The organism is Bacillus cereus group sp. BceL291 (assembly GCF_051776705.1).
GTDB classification, from domain to species: Bacteria; Bacillota; Bacilli; order Bacillales; family Bacillaceae_G; genus Bacillus_A; species Bacillus_A cereus.
The window spans coordinates 1-16,625 of record NZ_JBPWAP010000041.1 but is presented as its reverse complement, the minus strand read 5'-3'; the positions used below and the strand labels follow the sequence as shown (position 1 = coordinate 16,625).

Here is a 16,625-nt window from a genome sequence, read left to right as displayed (position 1 = left end):
TACTATGAGGAAGGAGCATACACTGCATGAATCTTTTATGGGGAATTGGCGGCGTGATTGGAGTATTAGCAATTGCTTTTCTACTATCTTCCAACCGCAAAGCTATTAATTGGCGCACAATTTTAATCGCGCTAGCATTACAAATGTCATTTTCATTTATCGTATTACGATGGGATGCTGGTAAAGCAGGTTTAAAACACGCTGCTGACGGTGTTCAAGGATTAATTAATTTTTCTTACGAGGGAATTAAGTTCGTTACTGGGGATTTAGTCAACGCAAAGGGACCTTGGGGATTTGTATTCTTTATTCAAGCACTACTTCCAATCGTATTTATTAGTTCATTAGTAGCAATCTTATATTATTTCGGTATTATGCAGAAATTTGTTAGCATCGTTGGTGGTGCATTAAGTAAACTTCTTGGAACTTCTAAAGCAGAAAGCCTAAACTCAGTAACGACTGTATTTTTAGGACAAACTGAAGCTCCAATTTTAATTAAACCTTACTTAGCACGCTTAACAAATAGTGAATTCTTCACTATTATGGTAAGCGGTATGACAGCTGTTGCTGGATCCGTTCTTGTCGGTTATGCAGCAATGGGTATTCCGTTAGAGCACTTATTAGCAGCTGCAATTATGGCGGCTCCATCGAGCTTATTAATTGCGAAACTAATCATGCCAGAGACAGAAAAAGTAGATAATAACGTTGAACTTTCTACAGAACGTGAAGACGCAAATGTTATTGATGCAGCTGCACGCGGCGCATCTGAAGGTATGCAACTTGTTATTAACGTAGCAGCAATGTTAATGGCTTTCATCGCATTAATCGCTTTATTAAATGGATTATTAGGATGGGTTGGTTCTCTGTTCGATATTAAACTTAGTCTTGATTTAATCTTTGGTTACTTATTATCACCATTCGCAATCTTAATCGGGGTTTCTCCTGGTGAAGCGATACAAGCAGCAAGCTTTATCGGTCAAAAACTTGCAATCAACGAATTCGTTGCATACGCAAACTTAGGACCACACATGGCAGAGTTCTCTGACAAAACAAATCTAATTTTAACATTTGCAATCTGTGGATTTGCAAACTTCTCTTCTATCGCAATTCAATTAGGTGTAACAGGAACGTTAGCTCCTACTCGCCGTAAACAAATTGCACAATTAGGGATTAAAGCAGTTATCGCTGGTACATTAGCGAACTTCTTAAACGCAGCAGTTGCAGGTATGATGTTCCTATAAACTTATATAGAGTCTTCTCTTTCTACAAGAGGAGACTTTTTTCATGCAATCCAAACATCTTTTATGTATCTATTAATCAATTTATCCTAAATATAAGCACATTATGATACAATAATGTTTAAGTCTTTTTATTTTTCTTATGAAAATAGAGATACTACTTGTTGTTGCCCTTCAAAAGAGTTTAACGACATGGTCAATTTCTTAATAATTGCGCATACTACAAGTATCTATTGATGAAATAGCTTTAAGGAGGAAAGTTTTGTGAAAGATAAGTTCTATAAAATCCTCTCTATGTGGATTTTACAAATTGTATTTTATTTTACTACTGTATATGTGACGAAATATGAGCATGCTCTCATTTTTACAATAATATACGTAATCGTAAATGTACTATTCTTATTTTTAGCTGACAAAACAGCATTTGTTTTCTTCATACTAGGAACCATTATTTCCGTATTTTATTTGTTCTATCAAGCATGGCTTCACTTATGGAGTACATCAGATCAATGGCAATATATGATTACCCACTTCCTGATGGCAGCTAACTTCTTCATTGTATATATAACAACTCACCTATTGAAAAAAGTGATTCATGAAAATAAAGCTTTAACTGAGCGTGTGAGAACATTGGAACAATATATTGGAGAATCCAAATTACTAACAAGACAAGAATTCGAGAGACGCCAAGCGTTATTAACGACTGCAATGAATCGTCGTAATGAAACAGGCGTTATCATTTACTTTGATTTCACTTCCTTTAGTAAATATACGAAGGAAAGTGTTATGAACCGTGTAGCTTCTTTATTAGTTGAAACAGTAAGGAATGATTTTGACCTTGCTGCTGAATATGATAATAATACGCTAGTTATTTTATTACAAAACACAAATGAAGCTGGTGCTGACATTGTAATGAACCGCCTAAAACCAAAAATGGAGCAATGGCTTGCTGCTGAAGCAATCAAAGATATAAAAATTTCACGCGAGCAAATTGGAAACAAAGGACAGACACTGTTATGATGACTCTCGTTATACTTCTTTTATTCCTTCTGTTTTGCGTACTCGTTTTTTGGATTAGTATCACATTTTCAATTAAATATGTACTTATTTTTACGGCCTTTCTATTCTCTGGCTTACTCGTTTACTACTCTTTCTTAACAATCGCGGGCTTAATTCACCGAAATAGTAAACGAAAAGATCGTACGCTAGAACATTATCCGAGCGTCGATATTTTCATACCTGCCCATAATGAAGGCGTCGTTATTAAAGATACTTTAGAGGCGATGGCAAAGATTGAATATCCAGGAAAGCTAACTATTTATTTATTAAATGATAACTCTCAAGATGAAACACCTGAAATCGGAGATGATTTCGACAAAGCTTATGCTCATATTCGTCATATTCGTGTTCCTCCCGGTGAACCGAAGGGTAAATCACGTGTACTAAACTATGGGCTTAGTATTTCAGATGGTGAGTACTTCTGTGTTTACGATGCAGATAACCAACCTGAACCACACGCACTGCGAATGCTTGTAGAACACGCTGAAACAACTGAAGATGCTGTTGGAGCTGTTGGACACGTTCGTACAGTAAACGAAAAAAGAAACTGGTTAACGCGAATGATTTCGCTAGAATTCCAAATCTTCCAGCTCCTTATGCAATCTGGACGCTGGTTACTATTCCAAACGGGCTCGCTGACAGGAACAAACATGCTTCTTCGTCGCTCCGCACTAGAAGAGCTTGGTGGCTATGACCCTTACGCAATTGCAGAAGATGCTGAATTAACATTACGAATTACACAAAAAGGTTATCTCTTACCAATCGTCCCAGAATCAGTTACTTGGGAACAAGAACCAGAGCATTTAAAAATTCTTATTAAACAACGTACACGTTGGCTCCAAGGAAATTTATATATTTTAGAAAAAATGTTCTCATCATTAAGTTTCTTTAAAGGAAAGCTGCTTGTTCATTCCTTACAACAAGTTCTAGTGTATGTTGTATTTTGGCTATTCCTAATCATTTCGAACGTTTGGTTTGTAATTGGGCTACTCGGGATATTCCAAATTCAATATAGCATTCCGCTACTATTTATGTGGTATGTCGCATATATTACATATGTTTCTCAATTATTTAGTGCCCAGAGTGTCGAACGAACCTTTACACCGACTAATATTTTTATTAGCGTTATTATGTACTTTACGTACGCACAGCTCTTTACGTACTTATTTATTCGTAGCTTAATCTTATACTTACGTGCAAAGAGCAAGAAACAAGTCATTGGCTGGGATAAAACAGTTCGATTTAAAAAAGATAAATAATAAAAATAAGCACAGAGCGCCGTATGCTCTGTGCTTATTTATTGCCGTATAAATTATATATCAGACAATACCCCTTAGCTGAAAGTAATTTCACGTCCATCCCCCAACGAACGATCGACCTTCATTTATATACGAAAAAGTGATTGCTATTTTTGTAGAACCAATTGCTTCTCTTGCTGTTCTTTGCGCGTTTCAGTCTTAGGTTCCGTGCTTTCTTGGACACTACGATGTGCCACACGTTTCAAACAAATATGCTTCCACTTTCTTTCGTAACGTTTCATTATTCTAGATGTCCCCCTTGAATGCGCTTTAAAACTATTTGAAATCGCTTACAGGAAATAATATAGCACATATATATAAACGTGACAACACATTTCCGACAATTTTTTGTCAAAAATATGAATAGAATTCGTAAGGGATCGAATATTGTCGAAACCTATCGTTTTTTCTTCGTATAAAAGGCATACTACTTATATGGTAAAGTATTTTATTTCCCCTACCTGCATTTTAAATTCCTTCTATATAAAGTGAAACTTTCATTAGCCATCACCAATCGGGCTTTTACAAGTAGCTCGATTTATTTGCTTTTGCTGAATTTTGAGGTGGGGTTCTTACTGCTCAGCAAATAGAGGGATAAAAAAAGAGCTGATATGAAATCAGCTCTTTTCCTTCTATTAATAATGACGCTTCATACGTCCTTCTTTTTGTAACTCTTTAAATAATGCTGCCATCATAAAGAAAATAACAAAGACGAACGGGAATGCTGCAATGATAGCTGCCGTTTGTAATGCTTCTAATCCGCCAATATATAATAGCGTAGAAGCTATCGCGGCTAGAACGATACCCCAAATCATTTTAATACGATTTGGTGGGTTTAAACTACCATGTGTCGTTAACATCCCTAAAACGAATGTTGCAGAGTCTGCAGATGTAATAAAGAATGTTGCAATAAGTAAAATACCTAAAACTGATAAAGCTGATCCAAAGCTGCCCATCTGATCGAACATAGCGAATAATCCTACTTCTGTTCCCATCTCTTTCACTTTTTCGAAGATATGTGCATCACCAAACAGCTCCATATGAATACCTGTTCCGCCGAAAACGGAGAACCACAGTGCACCAATTACGGTCGGTACGAGTAACACACCGATAACAAACTCACGAATTGTACGGCCTCGTGAAACACGAGCAATAAACGTACCTACGAATGGTGACCACGCAATCCACCATGCCCAATAGAAAATTGTCCACGATTGAATCCATTGGTTTCCACCTTCGTCTAATGGACTTAAACGGAAGCTCATGCTTGGTAATTCCTGAATGTAAGAACCGATTGTTGAAGTGAAGTAATTCATAATAAAGTTTGTTGGACCCGCAAATAATACAATAATCATAAGTGCAAACGCAAAAATAATGTTCGTATTACTTAAATATTTAATTCCTTTATCAAGACCTGTTTGCGCAGATAACATAAATAATACTGTTACGATTGCAATAATAACTAACTGTGTCGTTAATGAATTTGGGATAGATGTTAAATAGCTAACACCACCTGCAATTTGTTTTGCACCGAGACCTAATGACGTTGCAACACCAAACACAGTTGCAAAAACAGCTAACACATCAAATGAATGAGCAATACGCCCGTGTTCCCCGCCCTTAAATAACGGACCTACTGTCGCACTAATCGTACTTGCTTTTCCTTTTCTAAAGGTAAAGTAAGCAATACATAACGCTACAAACGCATATAGTCCCCAAGGATGTAATCCCCAATGGAAAAATGAAAAACGCAGTGCAAGACGCGCACTTTCCTCAGTTGCACCTTCTCCAAACGGAGGTGCGTATAAATGGTTTAATGGTTCGGCAACGCCCCAGAAAACTAACCCGATACCCATACCAGCACTAAATAGCATAGCAAACCATGTCATATAACTATAATCAGGTTCGTCATCATCTTTACCTAAACGAATAGAACCGTATTTCGAAACAATTAAAAAGATAGACACACCTAAAATAATAGAAACGGAAATAATATAAAACCAGCCGAACTTACTAACTAATGCAGTTTGAATTGCGGTTGTTACATTTCCTAAACTACCTTTTCCAATAATAGATTCGGGAATAATCCCCCAAATTGTAAATGCAATACATAATGTTAATGAAACGATGAATGTTTTTGTCAGTTTCCTCATCAAATCCCCCTTCGTAGGTTTCGCTTTTGTAAATAACATAAATTCCGATATGTAAAATCGGATAGAAAACTATAATTTTGCGGTGATTTTCTTACTTTCACCTTCACCAATTCGAATTCTTATGGACAGCCTTACCTTTCGTATAACCTTTTCACTCTGCAAGAGCTACAAGTTAGAAATACTGCTGTCAAATTGTGTGAGAAAAACGCGGATAGGAATGTATTTTCCTAAAAAAGGATGTGTTACATATGTAAAAAAGGGCAAATTTCTTCCTTGCAACCCTTTCGTTTTGTAACAATTATGCGGTTTTTTTGCTAGTATATAGCACGTGTTTATAGCTTCACAAACAAAATGTTTATGTTTATATAACTATATTACCCATAAAACGGTAAAATACTCAAGGAATGTAATCGTTTAGTAAACATCATGTAACATTACTGCAACATTTTTATTTACGTCGAAAAAAACATGTTGTATTAAATATTTTGAATATAACTAGAAACCTATGATTCATATAGAATGAAAAACGCTTTCCTATATTTTTTGTTATATTACAGGATATTAACGACTTATTACGAATGGTTTGTAATTGTGTGTTTTCCCCAAATCCGAAAAAATCTGTTGCTATAATGAGGACACGAAAACAAACGCAATGGAGGCTATCATGAAAAAATTAATTGGTATAGCAACAGCAGCAGTTTTTGGTCTTGGGATTTTCACATCATCTGCTAATGCAGAAACTGTTGTAACAACAGATGTACTAAACGTACGCGAAAACCCTACTACGGAATCAAAAGTTGTCGGTAAATTACTAAACGGTAATAAAATAGATGTACAAAATACAGAGAACGGATGGTCAAAAGTTACTTTAGACGGTAAAGACGCATTCGTAAGTGCAGAGTTCACAAAAAGCATCTACTACGTAACAGCTAACGTATTAAACGTACGTGCTGAAGCGAACACAAACTCAGAGGTTCTTGGAAAGTTGAAGAAAGACGATGTAATCGAAACAACGAACCAAGTACAAAATGAGTGGTTACAATTTGAATATAACGGGAAAACAGCTTATGTTCATGTTCCTTTCTTAACAGGTACAGCACCTGTAATTGAGAAACAAGAAACAACGGCTCCCGCTAAAGCTGAAGCACCAGCTAAGGCTCAAACACCTGTAGCACAAGCAAAACCAGCTGCTAAGCCTGCTGTGAAAGCTGCTGAAACTAGCGAACCATCTGGTGGTCGTGAGTTAACAGTTGTAGCTACAGCATATACAGCTCACCCGAGCGAAAACGGTGGCACATATGGCGGCCGTGTATTAACTGCAATGGGTCATGATTTAACTGCGAATCCAAACATGAAAATGATCGCTGTTGACCCGAAAGTAATCCCATTAGGATCTAAAGTATGGGTAGAAGGTTACGGAGAAGCTATCGCTGGAGATACTGGTGGTGCAATTAAAGGTAACCGTATCGATATCTTACTTGGATCAGATAGCGCTGCTCAAAAATGGGGACGCAAAACTGTTAAAGTGAAAATTTTAAAATAACCAATAACTGCTAAATTACAAGCCGGTTCTCTTTATTGAGAGCTGGCTTGTATTTATTTATAATACATATAAGGAGGCTATGCCCATGAATGTACAAGCAAAAGTAGACTGGATTGGTACGCCAAAACCGTACATATATAAAGATGAAGTGACATATAACGCTACTTCTATTGATTTTTCACTCGCTGGCGATGATAACCGCTATAAGTTAATTGTGCTCAAGTCTGAAAACAATACACATTACAAAATTGTGCAATATGGAATAAAACCAGGCTCTCAAAAGCCATTTCCTATCGACATTCCATTTGAACAAAACATGTTACCAATTATAGAGCAAATATTACATGATCCATATGTACAAGAAATATTAAAGGAAACACACTCATAATTGTAAAAAAATATATCAACGGTTCGACACGAAATATCGATTTAGCTACAAAAAAGAAGCTGTTCAAATATTGAACAGCTTCTCTCATATTAACGAGTTGGACCAGATACATCTTCTGATTTCAACGTATTATTTGCACCAAGAGAATGATACAGCATCTTTCCATTTCCATTCACAGTTACAATATGTTCGTTATTAAAACTTTTGAACTTCACAGATCCATCACCGTAACGAATATGATACTCTTCATATGTCGTTACTTTATATTTCGTATCACTTTGACGCTCTACATTACGAACTTCCATCGTTAATAAGTCTTCTGTAATTCCTTTTTTGTGTAAATACTGTATATAATCACGGTCTTCCTTATACGATTTCCCGCTCTTATCATAATTATTTTCAATTAAACTAAAATCATTTAATGAAATTGCACGTACGTTATCATAAATATGATTTCTTACAAATTCGCCCACCGCTGAACTTGATGTTTCTTTCGGGAATTTTAAGTAATACGTGCTTTGGTCTCCAATTTTAACACTTTCAGATTTCATCACACCAAAATCAGTAGTTTTCTCTAAATGTACTTCTACTGTTTCATCTGTGGATACAGGACCAAGCTTATAACTTCCATAATTTAATTTTCCACGTTTTTTCCCGTTCACAAATACAGTTGCATCACTTTCATCAGAAGAAATGCTTACATACTTGCCTTCAAGCGATAAATCCACTTTCACCTTCTCGCTCTGTTCATCCGCTAGATCTACTTCTTTCTCTGTTTCTAATTCAGTCAGTTCTGTCTTCGCCGTTGCCTTTACAACATATGTACCTGGGAAGTATGGCCCCAACTCTTTCGAAGTTTTATCACTAGAAAGCTCTGTTTCTTTTTTGTCATTCACATATATCTCTGCATTTTTTGCAGTTGTACTAATGCTCATATAATAAGATTTCATGCTAAACTTATACTTTGGATATAAGAACCATTCTTTTCCCTCTTCTACTATTTCCCCGTCCTTAAATGAAGATTTATCTTTAGTTAACTTTTGATCTACTGTCTCCTTCTGTAAATAAGACAGTAATTGTTTGTTGTAAGAAGGATTCTCTTTTAAATAACGCATGTACGCTTTAATATCCTCTGTCTTAATCTTTAAGCTTGAATCATTCGCTTTTACAAACTCATCAATTGTATTAATATCTTTCTTTTGGAATGCTTCAATCATTACATTTACTTGCTTTTCTTTTGAAAACTTATATGCCCCAAATAATAATGCAGCAATAACAGCAAAACCAATGATCAAAAATAAATTTTTCTTACTTTTCACTGATTTTGTCTCGCTTTGTAATTCTGTATATGAAGCAGCAGTGTTATCAACGATTACTTCTACTTTACTCCCACACTCCGGACAAAAGTTCAAATGGTCTGCAACATTCTTTTTACATGTTCCACAAAACTTCAACGTGCTCTCCTCCTATTTTTTAGCTAATTTCATTCCAGCAAATGCTGCTACATATGTCACAATCAAGCTAAACAAAGTTAAATATATAAATGAATTTTGCATAGATAATACCGTTCCACTTGTTCCAAATAAACCTGTTACCGTTCCTGAAACATTAATTTGGAACTTAGAAATTATATTCATTACAATCATCATAATTGTGTAAGAACCACTGCATACCGCTAATGTAATATATATATTGGCGGTCGGTAATTTAGCTAACTTTCTTCCCGCTCTAAACATAAAGAACAATGGAATAATAAGCAGTAATAAACCATAATGGAATACATTATTCACTTTATCGAATTCTGCAAGGCTTTCCTCATTTGCTCCTTTTGAAATCAATATCTCCCTAAGCTCTACGCCATTTACAGAGACGCCTGATATAAATGAAAACGATAGCGTGCTCTCATATGTATTTGATTTCTTACCAATTCTAGTAAATTCTTTACTAAGTGCTGGACTTGATACTTCTAACGGCGCAAAATGAGCCATACTCCATAATTGAGGTGTTAACTCTAATGCTAATAATGTACTTTCAGATTTTAAAGTTGTTATTTCTTTTAATGGTTCAATACCGTCTTCCTTACTTACTAACGCCATAATACAAACCGCTACCGCTGTTACTAAAAGTCCTTTTATCATAGCTGAAACACCGTAATACACAGACGCTCCATATGGCATTAACTCTTGAAATGCTACTGCCATATTGTTTTTGCTTGTATGAGCAATAAATCCTAATAAGGTAAATAATGTCCCACATACAAAACCACTCAATAAACTCTTAATCGCTGAATAGCCAACCGTAATCTTACCTGCTTCTGAGAATGGAATTGCAAAAGATTGTGATGCTATAAAACTTATAATGAATAAAAAGACGCCATAAATAATACCAACTGTTGCTGCCATAAAGATTTGATCTTTAATCGTTTTCGCAACATGCTGTTTCCCTAACCAAATTCCTGTACCAGCGAAAATAATAAATGGAATGATTAATAATAATGTAAATGGAGTATGCCAAGATAAAGAAAATATCAATCCACTATCATCGTTAGCTGTAAAACCAAGTAAATGGTAACTTAACATCGTAGAAGTTGCACTCGAATAAAAACTTGGCAACATTTCTAATTCTTTCGCAAATTTGCTAAACATCTCACTTAACATAGAAGCAAATAATAAACTACCAATCCAACCAGCAATTAACATGAGAATACTTGCAACAGCCCCACCAATAAAACCTTTTTGTAACACGGCTTTATCTGCTTTAAATTCAACCTTAGGAGCACCATCCATTGTAGGCAATTTTACAGATTGTTCTTTTTTCTTCACAACAGATAAAGAATACCCGCACTTTTGACAATATAAATTTTTTTGAGCATTTTCACTGCCACAACCTTTGCAGTATTTTGCAGTATCTTTTTCTAATGTTACTGCATCTATAGCTCCTGCAATCTCCATACTACCTTCATTTGGGCAATAATTTACTTCTTCACCATGTTGTTTTCCACATGTGCGACAATACATTTAATTCACTCCCCACTTTGCTTAATTCCACAAACTGGACAGTAAGTAGAGTTTTTATCGATATGCTCATTACATGAAATACAATTTACCGTTTCACCTTCATTTTCTACCGCTAACATCGGGTTAGATTTTCCACACGAACCACAAAACTTATCATTTATTGATAAAGGTCCACCACATTCACATGTAGCTTTTTCACCTTGTTGTTTTTGCAATTCAACAATGCGCTTTCTTGCTTGATAAATAGCTACATCAAATTCTTGAACTGGAGCAATCATTTCTTTTAAGCTCGCTTCATTTACTCCACTTTCTCTTAATTGAACATACACTTGCTGCCCAACCTCTAATAGAACCTCTGCTTTTTTCTGCATTTGCACTTGCATTCCCTTTTTCAATTGAGCAATTTCTTGTGCAACTTGCAACTTCATTTTCCCTTGTTCTATTCCTTCTTGTAACTTATTCATTCCACTACCTAACTTCGTCTGTAAATCTGACAAATTATCTCTCCTCCTATACGTATATATTCATATATGAAATTAACATTTTATATATTACCATGATTTTCAAGTTATGTAATCCAAATTTCATTTTTTCTGTTTTGAGCATTTTTTGTTTATAATGGTAAAGGAAAGAAATATGTGTACGGAGGAATATTATGCTGCAACACTCAATTACGAAAGATGAAATTATGATGATTGCGAATGAGTTCGTTCAAGGACTAGATCCACAGCAAACAGCTGATCAGGAACATGTCGCTACAGCTCGGCACCTATATCGTAGTGGTGTTGTCTACAACGTTGACTTTGATGGTTATACACTGTCAGGAACTGTAGATGCGGAAGGCAACGTATATAGCGTTCATATTCCGATTCGTAATGTCGCTGAAAGTTATTGTGATTGCTTCGCACCAACACAATGTGAGCATATGCTCGCTGTATTACTATCTGCAGCGTCTAGTTTCGGGCAAGTAGGAGATGTATTAACTTTATTTAAAAATAATACGAAACCTTCCCTTCCTCCTATTAGAACTGCAAGACAAGTATTGCAATCATCAGCTTTTGAAGAAACGGATTATAAAAGTTGGGAATCATATTTTGAAAAAGAATATGAATCATTTAAAAAAGAACAAGCTCGCCTTACTTATAAACAAATGTATTTTCTTATGAGTATCTTTACAGATTTCTATACGAAGCTTGAGCGGAAAGCTCCGCGCGTCATCGCCATACATGAATTATTCAGGTTACATGCAGCAATTTACTGCTTTCAAAAATTATTAGAAGAAATTCAGGCATTCGAAGCAAACAAAACGTATTCTTATCACCAACCTGTTAATGTCATTCGCCTATTTGTAGATAAAGTGGAATCCATCGTTCGGGACTTACAATCAGAAGCGATTCCTTCAGAGTCTGAAATAATTTTGCAAGAAACAGCTCGTCTCGTTCATGAAGTATTCTTCTCTACCGACGCTTATACGCAAGAGCGATTTTTCATTTATCGTCACATATGGAGTGAACTTTTAAACAATAAAGAGAACATACAAGAGGAAGAAAAACGAATCGATACGAAAATCAATCCACTATCCAAAGCATTAGCGTCTTCTCATCTTCTCTTTTTAAATGATGAAGATTTACTAGCGATGGACTTACTAAAGAAACAACCTGCTTCTGTTGTGAGTCTATACTTCTATTGGTTAGAAGAACTATTAAGTGCCATGCAATGGGATCGCGCAAAAAACTGGCTTTCCTTTACGTATAAACAAGTAAAGAAAACGATCCAAGATCACGAAAATACGATTTTCATAAAAGATATCGTTCGGCTATTTGTAATCATGTATGAAACATACGCAACACATACAAATGAACAAGCTGGTTTTGAAATGATTTTACAAGAACTATTACCGTATAGTTTCACAAACTACGAACAGTACGTACTCGCGAAAAAACAGTATCGCACATGGGCAGAGCTTCATCTCTTATATGGTTTTGAGGCAATTGAACTGTTGAAAGAGCCACTGAAAGATATTGAAAAAGAAGCGCCAGAAGTGGCACTTCCTCTTTACCATCTTGCTGCTGTAGAGGCGATTGAAGAACGAAATCGTAAATCATATAAACGTGCAGTTCGTTACTTAAAGAAATTACGCACATTATATAAACGCTTAAAACGCACCGATGAATGGGATGCTTTCATTATTCACATCGCCAATCTCCATTCACGTCTGCGTGCACTACAAGAGGAATTACGGAAAGGAAAATTAATCGATGATCAATCAAACTGAAGTAACAATTAGGCTCCAGCATGTTAGTCAAGGTTGGTTCCTTTGGGGAGAAGATGACAGCGGTACTCCATTATCCGTAACAAGTTGGAAACGAAATGCATTCACATGGCACTCCACTTCTTTCTACGGTACGTTTCTAAAAGAAGCAACCTTCGAAGGAAAACAAGGTGTGCTGCTAACAAATGCACAAGCCTTTGAATACATTGCAAACAAACCGATGAATTCCTTTGCACATATTCAAATAAACGGCACGATTACAGCACTTACGAAAGATGCAAATGAACTATGGGATGCCTTTACGACTGGTAGTTTCGTACCAGATATGAATCATTGGCCTAAACAACCATCTTGGAAAGTTCAAAATACACCAATTGAAGATGACACATTAGCATCGCTTTTCTCAGCAGCAGTAAATGAAAGCATATTACAAGACAACCGCTCAAATGACGGCTGGGAAGATGCTAAAAGACTATATGAACATTATGACTTTACGAAAAGACAACTGGAAACAGCACTACATGAAGAAGATTGGCTTCGGAAAATTGGTTATATTGAAGATGATCTTCCGTTTACAATCGGACTAAGACTACAAGAACCACAAGAAGAATTTGAAATGTGGAAGCTTGAAACAATTGTGACACCAAAGCGCGGGGCGCATCGCATATATGTATATGAAAACATCGATTCCTTACCGAAAAGATGGCACGATTACGAAGAACGGATTACAGAAACACAAGAAGGTTTTAGTAAACTCATACCGTGGTTAAAAGAAGGAGATACGTTCCGAAATGAGCTCTTTGAAACAGAAGCTTGGAACTTCTTAACAGAAGCAAGCAATGAATTACTTGCAGCCGGTATTACAATTTTACTACCATCATGGTGGCAAAATTTAAAAGCAACAAAACCGAAATTACGTGTCCAGCTGAAGCAAAATACAGCACAAACACAATCGTTCTTCGGTATGAATACGCTCGTTAATTTTGATTGGCGCATTTCGACGAACGGCATTAATTTATCAGAAAGCGAATTTTTCGAACTCGTTGAACAAAATAAACGTCTATTTAATATAAACGGTCAATGGATGCGACTAGATCCAGCCTTTATCGAAGAAGTAAGGAAACTCATGAACCGTGCCGATAAATACGGACTAGAGATGAAAGATGTCCTGCAGCAACATTTATCAAATACGGCTGAAACAGAAATTGTAGAAGATGATAGTCCGTTTACTGATATTGAAATCGAACTAGATGGATATTATGAGGAACTATTCCAAAAGCTGCTTCATATTGGAGATATTCCAAAAGTAGATGTCCCTACTTCACTAAACGCAACACTTCGCCCGTATCAACAACACGGCATTGAATGGTTATTATATTTACGAAAACTTGGATTTGGAGCATTGCTAGCTGACGATATGGGACTCGGGAAAAGTATTCAAACAATCTCTTACTTACTATATATAAAAGAAAACAATCTCAAAACAGGCCCTGCATTAATCGTAGCGCCGACATCTGTTCTTGGAAATTGGCAAAAAGAATTTGAGCGTTTCACACCGAATTTACGTGTTCAATTACATTACGGAAGTAATAGAGATAAGGGCAATTCTTTTGAAGATTTCCTTCAATCAGCAGATGTTGTATTAACATCTTATGCATTGGCTCAACTCGATGAGGAAGAACTAACTTCATTATGCTGGGATGCTGTTATTTTGGATGAAGCACAAAATATTAAGAACCCACATACGAAACAGTCGAAAGCAGTACGAAACTTGCAAGCAAATCACAAAATCGCTTTAACTGGTACACCGATGGAAAATCGCCTCGCTGAACTTTGGTCCATTTTCGACTTTATTAATCATGGATATCTCGGAAGCTTAGGGCAATTCCAACGCCGCTTCGTCACACCAATTGAAAAAGATCGTGATGAAGGAAAAATCCAGCAAGTTCAACGGTTTATCTCACCATTTTTACTGCGCCGAACGAAGAAAGATCAAACAGTCGCATTAAATTTACCAGATAAACAAGAACAAAAAGCTTACTGTCCTCTTACTGGTGAACAAGCTTCCTTATATGAACAACTTGTTCAAGATACACTGCAAAATGTCGAAGGATTAAGTGGAATTGAAAGACGCGGCTTTATATTACTTATGCTGAACAAGCTAAAACAAATTTGTAATCATCCAGCTCTTTATTTAAAAGAAGAAGAGCCACAAAATGTCGTTGAACGCTCTATGAAAACAAAAACGTTAATGGAGCTCATAGAAAATATAAAAGATCAAAATGAAAGTTGCCTCATCTTCACTCAATATATCGGCATGGGGAACATGCTAAAACGTGTGCTAGAAGAAAAATTCGGCCAGCGTGTCCTCTTCTTAAACGGTAGTGTACCGAAAAAAGATCGCGACAAGATGATTGAGGAGTTCCAAAACGGAACGTATGACATTTTCATCTTATCCTTAAAAGCTGGCGGAACAGGATTAAACTTAACCGCTGCCAACCATGTCATTCACTACGATCGTTGGTGGAATCCAGCTGTGGAAAATCAAGCAACAGACCGCGCATATCGCATTGGTCAAAAACGATTTGTTCATGTTCACAAACTCATTACAACAGGAACATTAGAAGAAAAAATTGATGAAATGCTAGAAAGAAAACAATCTCTAAACAATGCAGTCATCACAAGCGATAGTTGGATGACTGAACTATCAACAGACGAACTAAAAGAATTACTCGGTGTATAAAGTGAAACTTGAATCAGTGGGGGTTTTGTTCATCTCCAACTGATTATCAGCCCTCACCAATCTGGCTTTTACAGGCAACCCGTCCCCCACCTAACTTTTTTACTTTCACTGAATTTTGAGGTGGGGATCTTACTGCCCGTTAATGCGGGATAAAGTGAAACTTTAATTAGGCCAATCACGTAGAGTTTTACTACCCGCAAAAAAAGCGCTAATCTCGAAATGAGATTAGCGCTTTTTTCTATTCCAAAACCAATTACTTATTATAATCCCCGTTAACCCGCCGCACGTATCAAGCAATGAATCTTGCCACATTGGTGTACGGTCTCCCGTAAACCATTGGTGAATTTCATCAAATGTTGCATAACCCGCAACGAAAAGAAGGGCATATATAAAACATCTTTTCCTCGAATAACCTGATCGATGAAAAGCGTAATAAATCAATGAACCTAGCATAAAGAACACCATAAAATGAGCACCTTTACGAAGGAAAAACTCAATAAATCCGCCTACACCTTTATTCGCAATACTAACAGGGGTTCCTCCACCATAATCGATAGATACCCATGAAAAATGCTCTTTCACAAATTCAACATTTACATATTGTTCAATATCTGAACGCATATCCTGCTTTTTATATGGTTGTGCCGAAGAATAGAAAATCAGCCCCATCCATAGTAATACAGGAATCCAAAATAACCATTTACGATTCATTATCCAGAATTCTCCTCTCTTAATCTTTTAAGGGTACCAAAAAAAAGAAAAAATTTCACGCCAAAACATGACATTTGTACCCTATTTATAAAGTGAAAGACCAACTATGAAAAGTCAAGGGGACATTTTCAAAAAATATTGCTAGAGGATTTTGAAAATAAATCCACTGGATTCGATAGGAAGTGGCTAAACGTCTTCATAAAGTA

13 protein-coding genes are annotated in these 16,625 nt (G+C 36.2%); 7 read left to right on the top strand and 6 right to left on the bottom strand.

The annotated features are described in order from the left end of the window. Nucleotides 1–26: 26 nt before the first annotated feature. From ACS2CR_RS22430 to ACS2CR_RS22420, 3 genes are all read left to right on the top strand, one after another. The gene (locus tag ACS2CR_RS22430) at nt 27–1,238 is read left to right on the top strand and encodes a NupC/NupG family nucleoside CNT transporter (protein ID WP_001051029.1); all 1,212 of its coding nucleotides are present in this window, start codon (nt 27–29) and stop codon (nt 1,236–1,238) included. Nucleotides 1,239–1,499: 261 nt separating this feature from the next. Then, nucleotides 1,500–2,255, top strand: a complete 756-nt coding sequence (locus tag ACS2CR_RS22425) for a diguanylate cyclase domain-containing protein (RefSeq protein WP_053513786.1) — start codon at nt 1,500–1,502, stop codon at nt 2,253–2,255. Continuing rightward, nucleotides 2,252–3,553, top strand: a complete 1,302-nt coding sequence (locus ACS2CR_RS22420; protein WP_000988751.1) for a glycosyltransferase family 2 protein — start codon at nt 2,252–2,254, stop codon at nt 3,551–3,553. Before ACS2CR_RS22425 ends, ACS2CR_RS22420 begins: the two co-directional genes overlap by 4 nt. A 146-nt stretch (nt 3,554–3,699) precedes the next feature. Here ACS2CR_RS22420 and ACS2CR_RS22415 read toward each other — a convergent pair whose 3' ends face one another. Further along, a complete protein-coding gene (locus ACS2CR_RS22415) occupies nt 3,700–3,834 on the bottom strand; it encodes a hypothetical protein (RefSeq protein WP_000833067.1) in 135 nt (44 codons plus the stop codon). Nucleotides 3,835–4,227: 393 nt separating this feature from the next. Further along, nucleotides 4,228–5,745: a glycine betaine transporter OpuD gene (opuD, locus tag ACS2CR_RS22410; protein ID WP_001230118.1), complete on the bottom strand. Its 1,518-nt coding sequence runs from the start codon at nt 5,743–5,745 to the stop codon at nt 4,228–4,230. Nucleotides 5,746–6,409: 664 nt separating this feature from the next. Between opuD and ACS2CR_RS22405 the strand changes: the two genes are divergently transcribed. After that, nucleotides 6,410–7,288 (top strand): cell wall-binding protein EntA, encoded by an 879-nt coding sequence (locus ACS2CR_RS22405; RefSeq protein ID WP_000733346.1) that lies wholly within the window; start codon nt 6,410–6,412, stop codon nt 7,286–7,288. An 85-nt stretch (nt 7,289–7,373) separates the two neighbouring features. After that, on the top strand, nt 7,374–7,676 hold the full coding sequence (locus ACS2CR_RS22400; RefSeq protein WP_001102540.1) for a DUF3910 family protein: 303 nt from the start codon (nt 7,374–7,376) through the stop codon (nt 7,674–7,676). Nucleotides 7,677–7,765: 89 nt separating this feature from the next. Here ACS2CR_RS22400 and ACS2CR_RS22395 read toward each other — a convergent pair whose 3' ends face one another. Genes ACS2CR_RS22395 through ACS2CR_RS22385 form a run of 3 tightly spaced genes read right to left on the bottom strand, consistent with a single transcriptional unit; the run spans nt 7,766 to nt 11,190 of the window. Next, nucleotides 7,766–9,130, bottom strand: a complete 1,365-nt coding sequence (locus ACS2CR_RS22395) for a zinc ribbon domain-containing protein (RefSeq protein WP_153602646.1) — start codon at nt 9,128–9,130, stop codon at nt 7,766–7,768. Nucleotides 9,131–9,142: 12 nt separating this feature from the next. After that, nucleotides 9,143–10,693 (bottom strand): zinc ribbon domain-containing protein, encoded by a 1,551-nt coding sequence (locus tag ACS2CR_RS22390; protein ID WP_053513780.1) that lies wholly within the window; start codon nt 10,691–10,693, stop codon nt 9,143–9,145. A 5-nt stretch (nt 10,694–10,698) separates the two neighbouring features. Next, the gene (locus ACS2CR_RS22385; RefSeq protein WP_053513778.1) at nt 10,699–11,190 is read right to left on the bottom strand and encodes a zinc ribbon domain-containing protein; all 492 of its coding nucleotides are present in this window, start codon (nt 11,188–11,190) and stop codon (nt 10,699–10,701) included. 158 nt (nt 11,191–11,348) lie between these two features. Here ACS2CR_RS22385 and ACS2CR_RS22380 point away from each other — a divergent pair, with 158 nt between their 5' ends. Together ACS2CR_RS22380 and ACS2CR_RS22375 are read left to right on the top strand one after the other, a co-directional pair. Next, a complete protein-coding gene (locus ACS2CR_RS22380) occupies nt 11,349–12,968 on the top strand; it encodes an SWIM zinc finger family protein (RefSeq protein WP_000939133.1) in 1,620 nt (539 codons plus the stop codon). Beyond that, nucleotides 12,952–15,708: a DEAD/DEAH box helicase gene (locus ACS2CR_RS22375; protein ID WP_153602645.1), complete on the top strand. Its 2,757-nt coding sequence runs from the start codon at nt 12,952–12,954 to the stop codon at nt 15,706–15,708. Before ACS2CR_RS22380 ends, ACS2CR_RS22375 begins: the two co-directional genes overlap by 17 nt. Nucleotides 15,709–15,933: 225 nt before the next feature. Here the strand turns inward: ACS2CR_RS22375 and ACS2CR_RS22370 are convergent, their stop codons facing one another. Then, entirely contained in the window at nt 15,934–16,419 is a 486-nt protein-coding gene (locus ACS2CR_RS22370) for a VanZ family protein (protein ID WP_001080708.1), read from the bottom strand. Nucleotides 16,420–16,625 lie beyond the last annotated feature (206 nt).

Coding starts and splice junctions, on each gene's coding strand:
- ACS2CR_RS22430 (WP_001051029.1), top strand. CDS start 27: ATGAATCTTTTATGGGGAATTGGCGGCGTGATTGGAGTATTAGCAATT.
- ACS2CR_RS22420 (WP_000988751.1), top strand. CDS start 2,252: ATGATGACTCTCGTTATACTTCTTTTATTCCTTCTGTTTTGCGTACTC.
- ACS2CR_RS22415 (WP_000833067.1), bottom strand. CDS start 3,834: ATGAAACGTTACGAAAGAAAGTGGAAGCATATTTGTTTGAAACGTGTG.
- opuD (WP_001230118.1), bottom strand. CDS start 5,745: ATGAGGAAACTGACAAAAACATTCATCGTTTCATTAACATTATGTATT.
- ACS2CR_RS22405 (WP_000733346.1), top strand. CDS start 6,410: ATGAAAAAATTAATTGGTATAGCAACAGCAGCAGTTTTTGGTCTTGGG.
- ACS2CR_RS22400 (WP_001102540.1), top strand. CDS start 7,374: ATGAATGTACAAGCAAAAGTAGACTGGATTGGTACGCCAAAACCGTAC.
- ACS2CR_RS22390 (WP_053513780.1), bottom strand. CDS start 10,693: ATGTATTGTCGCACATGTGGAAAACAACATGGTGAAGAAGTAAATTAT.
- ACS2CR_RS22380 (WP_000939133.1), top strand. CDS start 11,349: ATGCTGCAACACTCAATTACGAAAGATGAAATTATGATGATTGCGAAT.
- ACS2CR_RS22375 (WP_153602645.1), top strand. CDS start 12,952: ATGATCAATCAAACTGAAGTAACAATTAGGCTCCAGCATGTTAGTCAA.
- ACS2CR_RS22370 (WP_001080708.1), bottom strand. CDS start 16,419: ATGAATCGTAAATGGTTATTTTGGATTCCTGTATTACTATGGATGGGG.